Annotated in this window: 11 protein-coding genes, 1 tRNA gene and 1 pseudogene; 5 read left to right on the forward strand and 8 right to left on the reverse strand. The window is 68.4% G+C overall.

Annotated elements, in window-relative coordinates:
- A pseudogene (locus A9O63_RS16500) lies at window positions 1-262 on the forward strand (thiamine ABC transporter ATP-binding protein); the annotation flags it as partial.
- 49 nt (window positions 263-311) lie between these two features.
- Here A9O63_RS16500 and petC read toward each other — a convergent pair.
- The 7 genes from petC to A9O63_RS16535 form a co-directional block, all read right to left on the reverse strand.
- Complete coding sequence (gene petC, locus A9O63_RS16505; protein WP_084296004.1) at window positions 312-1,169, reverse strand: cytochrome c1; 858 nt, start codon at window positions 1,167-1,169, stop codon at window positions 312-314.
- A gap of 17 nt (window positions 1,170-1,186) precedes the next feature.
- Window positions 1,187-2,524: a cytochrome b gene (petB, locus tag A9O63_RS16510; protein ID WP_069332914.1), complete on the reverse strand. Its 1,338-nt coding sequence runs from the start codon at window positions 2,522-2,524 to the stop codon at window positions 1,187-1,189.
- 10 nt (window positions 2,525-2,534) lie between these two features.
- A complete protein-coding gene (gene petA, locus A9O63_RS16515; protein ID WP_069332915.1) occupies window positions 2,535-3,098 on the reverse strand; it encodes a ubiquinol-cytochrome c reductase iron-sulfur subunit in 564 nt (187 codons plus the stop codon).
- A gap of 524 nt (window positions 3,099-3,622) precedes the next feature.
- Window positions 3,623-4,231, reverse strand: a complete 609-nt coding sequence (locus A9O63_RS16520; RefSeq protein ID WP_069332916.1) for a glutathione S-transferase — start codon at window positions 4,229-4,231, stop codon at window positions 3,623-3,625.
- A gap of 4 nt (window positions 4,232-4,235) precedes the next feature.
- A complete protein-coding gene (locus A9O63_RS16525; RefSeq protein WP_069332917.1) occupies window positions 4,236-4,529 on the reverse strand; it encodes a hypothetical protein in 294 nt (97 codons plus the stop codon).
- Window positions 4,530-4,659: 130 nt separating this feature from the next.
- A complete protein-coding gene (gene ykgO, locus A9O63_RS16530) occupies window positions 4,660-4,785 on the reverse strand; it encodes a type B 50S ribosomal protein L36 (RefSeq protein ID WP_002722020.1) in 126 nt (41 codons plus the stop codon).
- 69 nt (window positions 4,786-4,854) lie between these two features.
- A tRNA-Val gene (locus A9O63_RS16535) sits at window positions 4,855-4,929 on the reverse strand.
- A 152-nt stretch (window positions 4,930-5,081) separates the two neighbouring features.
- Here A9O63_RS16535 and A9O63_RS16540 point away from each other — a divergent pair.
- Window positions 5,082-5,942 (forward strand): N-formylglutamate amidohydrolase, encoded by an 861-nt coding sequence (locus tag A9O63_RS16540; RefSeq protein WP_069332918.1) that lies wholly within the window; start codon window positions 5,082-5,084, stop codon window positions 5,940-5,942.
- A 3-nt stretch (window positions 5,943-5,945) separates the two neighbouring features.
- Here the strand turns inward: A9O63_RS16540 and A9O63_RS16545 are convergent, their stop codons facing one another.
- Window positions 5,946-7,199, reverse strand: coding sequence for a DNA polymerase IV (locus A9O63_RS16545; protein WP_069332922.1), 1,254 nt, complete (start codon window positions 7,197-7,199; stop codon window positions 5,946-5,948).
- 138 nt (window positions 7,200-7,337) lie between these two features.
- Here A9O63_RS16545 and A9O63_RS16550 point away from each other — a divergent pair, with 138 nt between their 5' ends.
- The 3 genes from A9O63_RS16550 to A9O63_RS16560 form a co-directional block, all read left to right on the forward strand.
- Window positions 7,338-8,219 carry an SPFH domain-containing protein gene (locus A9O63_RS16550; protein WP_069332919.1) on the forward strand — a complete coding sequence of 294 codons (882 nt, stop codon included), beginning with the start codon at window positions 7,338-7,340 and terminating at the stop codon, window positions 8,217-8,219.
- Window positions 8,216-8,485, forward strand: a complete 270-nt coding sequence (locus A9O63_RS16555; RefSeq protein ID WP_069332920.1) for an NfeD family protein — start codon at window positions 8,216-8,218, stop codon at window positions 8,483-8,485. The genes A9O63_RS16550 and A9O63_RS16555 overlap by 4 nt, the downstream gene beginning before the upstream one ends.
- Window positions 8,486-8,759: 274 nt before the next feature.
- A partial coding sequence (locus A9O63_RS16560; protein ID WP_069332921.1) for a hypothetical protein occupies window positions 8,760-9,070 on the forward strand: 311 nt, incomplete at its 3' end.

The raw sequence follows: 9,070 nt of genomic DNA on the forward strand, positions 1-9,070 counted from the left end.
GCGGGCGCGGCCGATCCTGCTGCTCGACGAGCCCTTCGCCGCGCTCGGGCCCGCTCTCAAGGCCGAGATGCTGGCGCTCGTCTCCGAAATCGCGGCCGAGACCGGGGCCACGGTGCTGATGGTCACGCACGATCCCGAGGATGCCCGCCGCTTTGCCCACCGCACGATCCTCGTGGCGGATGGCCGTGCCGGGGCGCCGCAGCCGACCGCGGCGCTTTTCGCCGATCCGCCGCCCGCGCTGCGCGCCTATCTGGGGCCCTGAACGGAAAAGGCCCCGCCGAAGCGGGGCCTTTCCTTGTCGATCCCGGGGATCAGACGTTCGTCTTCTTCTTGCCCTTCACGCCGGCCCAGAGCCGCTTGTTCGTGAGATAGAGCAGCACCGACAGCACGGTGAGGAACATGACGGCGGTGAAGCCGGCCTGCTTGCGGGCCATGAGCTTCGGCTCGGCCGCCCACATCAGGAAGGCCGAGACGTCTTCGGCCATCGCATGAACGCTCGCGTCATGGCCGTCGGCATATTCCACCAGATCGTCCATGAGCGGAGGCGGCATGGCGATCCACGAGCCGGCGGTGGTCTTCACGCCGTTCGCGTCCTTGCAGCTGTCCGGAACCGAGCCGTTCTGGAAGGCACGGTTGTAGTAGAAGCCGTCCGGTTCGTTGCCCTCGGCGCATTTCGGCGGCTCTTCGGGGAAGCCGGTCAGCACGGAATACATGTATTCCGGGCCGCCGATGCCGTTGAAGAGCTGGCTGATGCCGGTGCCCATCGGGCCGTGGAAGCCCGCCCGTGCCTTCGCCATGAGCGACAGGTCGGGCGCGTTCTCCAGCGCCGAATGGGGGAAGTGGTCGGTGGGCTTGCCCTCGCGATCCTCGCCCGTTTCCTCGTCGGTCACGGTGAACTGCGCGGCATAGGCCCGGACCTGGTCCTCGGGCAGCTCGGGGCCGCCGGGTTCCGACAGGCTGCGGATCGGGACGAACTTCATCCCGTGGCAGGCCGAGCAGACCTCGGTGTAGACCTGCAGGCCCCGCTGGAGCTGGTGCTGGTCGAAGGTTCCGAACGGGCCCTCGAACGAGAAGGGCACGTCCTCGACATGGCCGCCGCCGGCCGCCATCGCCGCGCCGCCCGAGAGGGCCAGCGCCGTGGCGGCTGTGAGAGTGAGTTTGCGGATCATCGTCACTGTCCTTTCCCTTACTCTGCCACGACCGTTTTCGTGCCGCCGGTCGTCGGCGAGTAGTGGGCGTTGAAGTCTTCCTCGATGGTCGCGGGCGGAGCCACCGGCTTCTCGATCGCGCCGAGGATCGGCAGGATCACCAGGAAGTAGGCGAACCAGTAGGTCGATGCGAGCAGCGAGATCCAGTCGTAGGGGAAGGTGGTCTGCTGCGCCCCGACCCAGGTGAGGATCAGGAAATCCGCCGCGAGCAGCCAGAAGTAGATCTTGAACATCGGGCGGTAGCGGCCCGAACGCACCGGCGAGGTGTCGAGCCACGGCACCAGCGCCATCACGAGGATCGCGCCGAACATCGCGAGCACGCCGAAGAACTTGGCGTCAACGATGCCGAAGGTCAGGAACTGGACGATCTGCACCACCCAGACGTCGGCGGTGAAGGCGCGCAGGATCGCGTAGAAGGGCAGGAAGTACCATTCCGGCACGATGTGCGCGGGCGTCGAGAGCGGGTTCGCCTCGATGTAGTTGTCGGGGTGGCCGAGGTAGTTCGGCATGAAGCCCACGATGGCGAAGAACACCAGCAGGACGACGGCCAGGGCGAAGACGTCCTTGATGATGAAGTAGGGCCAGAACGGAACCGTGTCCTTCTGGGCTTCCGCCTTCGAGGTGCGACGCACTTCGACGCCGGTCGGGTTGTTGTTGCCCGTCGAGTGGAAGGCCCAGATGTGGATGGCCACGAGGGCCGCGATCACGAAGGGCAGCAGATAGTGCAGCGAGAAGAAGCGGTTGAGCGTGGCATTGTCCACCGCCGGGCCGCCGAGCAGCCAGGTCTGGATCGAATGGCCGATGCCCGGGATCGCGCCGAAGAGGCCGGTGATCACGGTGGCGCCCCAGAAGGACATCTGGCCCCACGGCAGCACATAGCCCATGAAGGCGGTCGCCATCATCGCGAGATAGATCAGCATCCCCACGATCCAGGTGACCTCGCGCGGCGCCTTGTAGCTGCCGTAGTAGAGGCCGCGGAAGATGTGCAGATAGACCGCGATGAAGAACAGCGAGGCGCCGTTCGCATGCAGGTAGCGCAGCATGAAGCCGCCGTTCACGTTGCGCATGATGTGCTCGACCGAGGCGAAGGCCAGGTCGACATGCGGCGTGTAATGCATCGCAAGCACGATGCCGGTGACGATCTGCAGCACGAGACAGAAGGCGAGGACGACGCCCCAGATCCACATCCAGTTCAGGTTTCTGGGGGTGGGGATCATGATGGTGTCATAAGCCAGCGCGACAATCGGCAGCCGGCTGTGCAGCCACTTCTCGATGCCCGTCCGCGGCTCGTAATGGTCGTGAGGGATTCCGGACATGGCGTGTTCCTTACCCGAGCTGGATGGTGGTTTCGTCGATGAACTTGGCGAGCGGAATCGGCAGGTTCTCGGGCGCGGGGCCCTTCCGGATACGGCCGGCACTGTCGTAGTGCGATCCGTGGCAGGGGCAGAACCAGCCCCCGAAGTCACCCGACACGCCGCCGATCGGCACGCAGCCGAGGTGGGTGCAGACGCCCCACATCCCCAGCCACTCTCCGGCCTCGTCCAGCGTGCGGTTCTGGTCCGTCGCCTCGGCGCCGGAGTCGATGTTCGCGTTGCGGGCATTGGTGTCGACCAGCTGTCCGAGCTGGACGGAGCGGCCGAGCTCGATGTCGGCCTCGGTGCGGCGGCGGATGAAGATCGGTTTGCCGAGGAACTTGACGGTCAGCTGGACACCCGGCTCGACCGAGCTCACATCGACGAAGATGGAGGCGAGGGCCTGCACGTCTGCCGACGGGTTCATTTGGTTGATCAGCGGCCAGACGGCGGCCCCGGTGGCCACCGCCCCGGCTCCGGCCGTGGCGTAATACAGGAAATCCCTGCGAGTGCCTGCGTGATCTTCTGCGTTGGACACGAGAACTTCTCCCTTCCTCGGGCCGCTGCAGGCCCACAAGATGACCGGGCCGCGGTCAAACGCAGCCTTGCCTGTCGCCTTCTAATTGCCATGCGGCGTTGCGTCCAGCGGACAAACAGGCGCAGCAGGCAATTGGCACAGGCCCTTGCTGCCCTTTTGCCACCCTTTCGACCCCCTCCGATGCCGCGGGAATCGGCAGCTCCGGGGCGGGGACAGGACCGCAGGTGCGCTGCCTCTTCCGCAGCGGTCCGGGGCGGTGCGGCCGGTCAGGGCGCAGACAGCGGAGGGGTTTAGGACAGCGCCAGGCGCGGGGGCCGGTGAGCCTCGTGCCGGACGCGCATCTCCGCGCTTGCCGAGAGGCTCCTTGTGGGCGCGATGCGCGAGAGACCGGCAGGGCCTCGCCTGCTCCGGTCACGATTGCGTGTCCGGGGCTTCCGAAGGCGGCCGACCCACCCCCGCGGAGAAAGGGCCTGTCATTCGCGCTTCGTGAATGACAGGCCCTCGGGCGTCGAGGAGGCGGGCGGTCAGGCGACGGGAACGGTGGCCAGCATCGAGGGGCGCTGGCTGAAACTTCCGGCCCACTGGGCGAGGAGCGGGCGCGCGGCGCGCCAGTCGCGCGGGCCATGGCGGAAGTCGAGATAGTCGAGCGCGCAGCCCATGGCGATCTGGCCGATGTCGAGCGGCCCCTTCAGCTGGCTCATCCAGCGGGCCTCGACCGCCTCGAGCGCGCGGGCGATCTTGCTCCACTGGCCCTCGACCCAGGGTTCGTGCCGCTTTTCCTCGGGGCGGATGCGGGATTCGTAGACCATCAGCACGGCCGCCTCGAGGATGCCGTCCGCCGTCGCTTCCAAGGTCAGCGCATCCCAGAGCCGGGGCGCCGCCGGATAGAGGCCGGCATTCGCCACGCTGTCGAGATAGCGGCAGATGACCCGGCTGTCGTAGAGCGCGGGGCCGTCGTCGCGCGCGAGCACCGGGATCTTGCCCAGCGGATTGAGCGCGAGCGGCAGATTGCCGGGATCGACGGGCGTGCCGCCCGAGAGGATCCGCTCGACCTTTCCGAACAGGCCGGTCTCGTGCAGGACGACATCGACCTTGCGCACGAAGGGCGAGGTCGCGGAAGCGTAAAGGCGCATGGGCTCAGGTTCTCCGAATGCGAAGCCGGGCGAGCCAGGCCGCATCGATCTCGATGCCCCCGCCCGCCCAGGTCAGGGTGCGCCGGAAGCGGCCGGCGGCGTTGGTCTGGCGCGCGCCCTCGAGGGCGCGGTCGGCCGGGCGGTGCAGCGACAGGCCCTCGCCCAGATCGTCGAGCGCATCCTCGGCGCGCTGATCGGTGCGGCCGGGCACGAGCGCGCGTCGGACGAGCCAGACCGCGCCGGCAACCGCGCCGGTGCGCAGGGCGAGGGCCGCGAGCGGAGCGAGGGGAAGGGGCATCGGGACCTCCTCTGTCGGTCCCGGGATGGTAGGGCGGTCCGGCGCCGCTGGCAACCGCGGGCCGCCAGACAGTAAAAGGCCGCCACGGGAGGTCCCGGGCGGCCTTTCTGTCCCTCGAAGTCCGAAGCGATCAGCCCTGGCGGGCCTTGTAACGCTTCTGCGTCTTGTTGATCACATAGACGCGGCCCTTGCGGCGCACGACCTGGCAGTCGCGGTGGCGCAGCTTGAGCGAGCGGAGCGAGTTCGCAACCTTCATCTCTCTTCTCCCTTTCGCGGCGCGCGTGCGCCTTGAAAAAACGATGCCCCCGAACCGGGGGCGGTGAAATGGTGGGCGGTACTGGGATCGAACCAGTGACCACTACGATGTCAACGTAGTGCTCTACCGCTGAGCTAACCGCCCACTCTGACATGCGCGCCACACCTGTTCCGCGCGAGGCGGTCGACCGGGCGGCGCCCCGTCGGTGGGCTGCTCTATAAATAGAGTCGGCGGGGTGTTCAAGGGGTTTTGGAGAGCTAGAAAATGAAGCACTATCGGGCGGTGAAGGAAGCCAGATGACGCCGGACGCCTATTCGCTGATCCGCCCGGAGCGGCGCGACACCTCCGTGATCTTTTCCTCGCCGCACAGCGGGCGGGATTATCCGGCTTCGCTGGTCGGGCGCACGATTCTCGACGAACGGATGCTGCGCTCGTCGGAAGATGCGTTCGTGGACGAGCTCTTCTCCTGCGCGCCGCGGCTGGGTGCGCCGCTGTTGATGGCCCGGGTGCCGCGCGCCTATGTCGACATGAACCGCTCGGCCGACGAGATGGATCCCGCGCTGATCGAGGGCATCTCGCGGGCGCCGCACAATCCGCGCGTGAGCTCGGGGCTCGGGGTGATTCCCCGCGTGGTGGCGAACGGGCGGCCGATCTACCGGGGCAAGATGCCGCTGGCCGAGGCCGAGGCGCGCATCGCCCGCTACTGGACCCCCTATCATCAGGCGCTGCGGACGCTGATCGACGAGAGCCAGGCGCTCTTCGATGAGGCGGTGCTGGTCGATTGCCATTCGATGCCGCACGAGGCGATCGAAACGCACGCCCGCCCGGGCCAGCCCACGCCCGAGGTGGTGCTCGGCGACCGGTTCGGCGCGGCCGCCTCGCGCAGCGTGGTCGACCGGATCGAGGCGGCCTTCGTCTCGGCGGGTCTCCGGGTCGTGCGCAACGCGCCCTTCGCAGGCGCCTATATCGCGCAGGCCTACGGGCGCCCCTCGCGCAATCAGCATGTGGTGCAGGTCGAGGTGGACCGCTCGCTCTACATGGACGAGGCGAGGATCGAGCGCAGCGCGGGGTTTCCGGCCTTCGCCGCCCTCATGGCCTCGGTCGTGACCGAGATCGCGGGCATCGGCCGCCCGGCCCTGCCGCTCGCGGCCGAGTGAGCCTCAGCGCAGGGACCGGCCCTTGATGATCGCGTCGCGGCCGAAGCGGGCGCGGATCGCGTCGGTCGCGCGTTCGGCGGCGATGCGCCGCCCCGCATTCGGGTCGAGAAGGTCGCCGGTCAGGTCCGCCTCGGCGGCCCCGGCCAGATCCGAGATGCCGACGCCGATCAGCCGGAACGGCCCGGCAGTGCGCGCGCCCTCGAATAGGGCGCGCGCCTCGCGGTAGATCCGGTCCGCCGATTGCGTGGGCCCGGCGAGGGCATGGCGGCGGGTGACGAGGGCGAAGTCCGTCCGTTTCAGCTTCAGCGTCACGGTCCGCCCCGAGAGGCCGCGCGCCTTGGCCCTGTCCGAGACCTGCTCGGCCAGCCGCCAGAGATGGCCGTCGAGGATCTCGGGGTCGGCCGTGTCCTCGTGGAAGGTCGTCTCCTTCGAGACCGATTTCAGCGCATGGTCGGCCGAGACGCGGCGGCGGTCCTCGCCCCGCGCCAGATGCCACAGCCGCTCGCCGGTCTGGCCGAACCGGGCCACGAGATCGGCCTTCTCCCAGCGCAGCAGATCCTCGATCGTGCGGATGCCCGCGCGCTCCAGCGCGCTCTGGGTGGCGGTGCCCACGCCCCAGATGATGCGGACGGGCTTCTTCCGCAGGAAGGCATCCGTCTCGGCGCGGCCGATCACCGAGAAGCCGCGCGGCTTGTCGAGGTCAGAGGCGATCTTGGCCAGGAACTTGTTGTGCGAGAGCCCGACCGAGCCTGTGATGCCGAGCTCCTCCTCCATCCGCCGCAAAAGCCGCGCGAGGAGCACCGCGGGCGGCGCGCCATGCAGCCGCTCGGTGCCCGAGAGATCGAGGAAGGCCTCGTCGAGCGACAGGGGCTCGATGGCCGGGGTAAGGTCCTCCATCATCGCGCGGATCTGGCGCGAGACCCCGGCATAGACGTCGATCCGCGGCTTCACCACGGTGGCCTCGGGGCAGAGCTTCAGCGCCTGAAACATCGGCATGGCCGAGCGCACGCCCGAGATCCGCGCGATGTAGCAGCAGGTCGAGACGACGCCGCGGGTGCCGCCCCCCACGATCAGCGGCTTGTCCCGGAGCGAGGGGTCGTCGCGCTTCTCGACGCTCGCATAGAAGGCGTCGCAGTCCATATGCGCGATGGAGAGCGAGAACAGCTCGGGATGGGCCGTCACGCGGGGCGAGCGGCAGGAGGGGCAGCGGGTACCGCCGTCGAAGGGCGTGAGGCAGTCGCGGCAGAGGGCGGGCATGGGAGGATCATACATCGCGGCCGCGGGCTGCGGTAGATCGTCCGTCGTCCCGCACACAGGTGCGCCCCCTTGCGCGCCCTCCTTGCGCGGCGGTGTCCTTCGCGGCATCAAGGGCCGGAAGACCAGTCAGGAGGCAGCATGGATCCGGCGGATTTCATCGGCGGCAATGCCGTCCTACTGGCGCTCGCCGCCTTCCTCATCCTCTGCGTCTTCCTCGGCGTGCGAATCGTGCCGCAGTCGCAGAAACATGTGGTCGAGCGGTTCGGCCGGCTGCGGGCGGTGCTGGGGCCGGGGATCAACTTCGTGGTGCCCTTCCTCGACGTGATAGCCCACAAGATCTCGGTGCTCGAGCGGCAGCTGCCCAATGCGATGCAGGATGCGATCACGGCCGACAACGTGCTGGTGAAGGTCGAGACCTCGGTCTTCTATCGCATCACCGAGCCCGAGAAGACCGTCTACCGGATCCGCGACGTCGACGCGGCCATCGCCACCACGGTGGCCGGGATCGTGCGTAGCGAGATCGGCAAGCTCGAGCTCGATCAGGTGCAGTCGAATCGCGCCGACCTGATCCAGAAGGTGCGCGAGCAGGTTGCGGCCATGGTGGATGACTGGGGCATCGAGGTGACGCGCGCCGAGGTGCTCGATGTCAATCTCGACGATGCGACCCGTGCGGCCATGCTTCAGCAGCTCAATGCCGAGCGGGCGCGGCGGGCCCTGGTGACCGAAGCCGAGGGCCGCAAGCGCGCGGTCGAGCTGAATGCCGATGCCGAGCTCTATGCCGCCGAGCAGGAGGCGAAGGCGCGCCGTGTGCTCGCCGATGCCGAGGCCTATGCCACCGGCGTCATTGCCGAGGCGATCCGCGAGAACGGGATCGAGGCCGCGCAATATCAGGTGGCGCTGAAACAGGTCGAGGCGCTGACCGCCGTCGGGCAGGGCGAGGCCAAGCAGCTCATCGTGGTGCCCGCCTCGGCGATGGATGCCTTTGCCGATGCCTTCAGGATGCTGAAGGGGCGGGCATGATCTGGTCGGTCTGGTGGATCTGGGTGGTGGCGGGGCTCCTTCTCGGGATCGTCGAGATCCTCGTGCCGGGCTTCGTCTTCCTGGGCTTCGCCGTGGGCGCAGTGGCCACCGGCCTTCTGATCTGGATCGGGCTCGAGGCGGGGCTGCCGCTGCTGCTCGTGCTGTTCGCCCTCATGTCGCTCGCGGTCTGGCTCGCGCTGCGCCGGATGTTCGGCCTGCCGTCAGGGTCGGTGAAGATCTGGGACCGCGACATCAACGACAACTGATCTTCGCGGGATCCCCCGCGTAACGGCCGGGACCGGATGACCGGCGCGGACTTTCGGTTGTCTGGGAGAGAGACCCGGGCGCCGCCTGCGCCGTGCCCCGTGCGCAGGGCGAGGGCGCCTTTCGTCGCGGGCTTCCGCGCGACAGGTTTCCAGCCGGTTGGCGGGCTTCCGCTCTCCTGCCGCGCGTCCGTTCCCGGTCAGGGAACCTCGCCCGGCGAGTCCTGTTTTGATCCCAAGGAAATGCACTGTTCCACGGAAACAGGAGGAGGATCTCATGTCTGACTACCGTCGCGACCCGACCCCGAACAACCGCACCACGGCCGAGAAGCCGGTGGAAGGCTCGGCTTCGCGCACCATGTGGTATGTCGTCGGCGCGGTCATCGTGCTGCTTCTGGTGCTGTGGTTCCTCTTCGGCGGCATGAGTGCCACTGACGACGCGACCATGACCACGCCGCCTGCCGCGACGACCACGACCGAGCCCGAGGCGACCGCTCCGCCGCCGGCCACCGAGCCTGCGCCCGATGCCACCGCGCCCGCTCCTGACGCGACCGCTCCCGAAGCGGCTCCGGCAACGCCCGCGCCCGA

The organism is Cereibacter johrii (assembly GCF_001720585.1).
In the GTDB taxonomy this organism is placed as follows: Bacteria; Pseudomonadota; Alphaproteobacteria; order Rhodobacterales; family Rhodobacteraceae; genus Cereibacter_A; species Cereibacter_A johrii.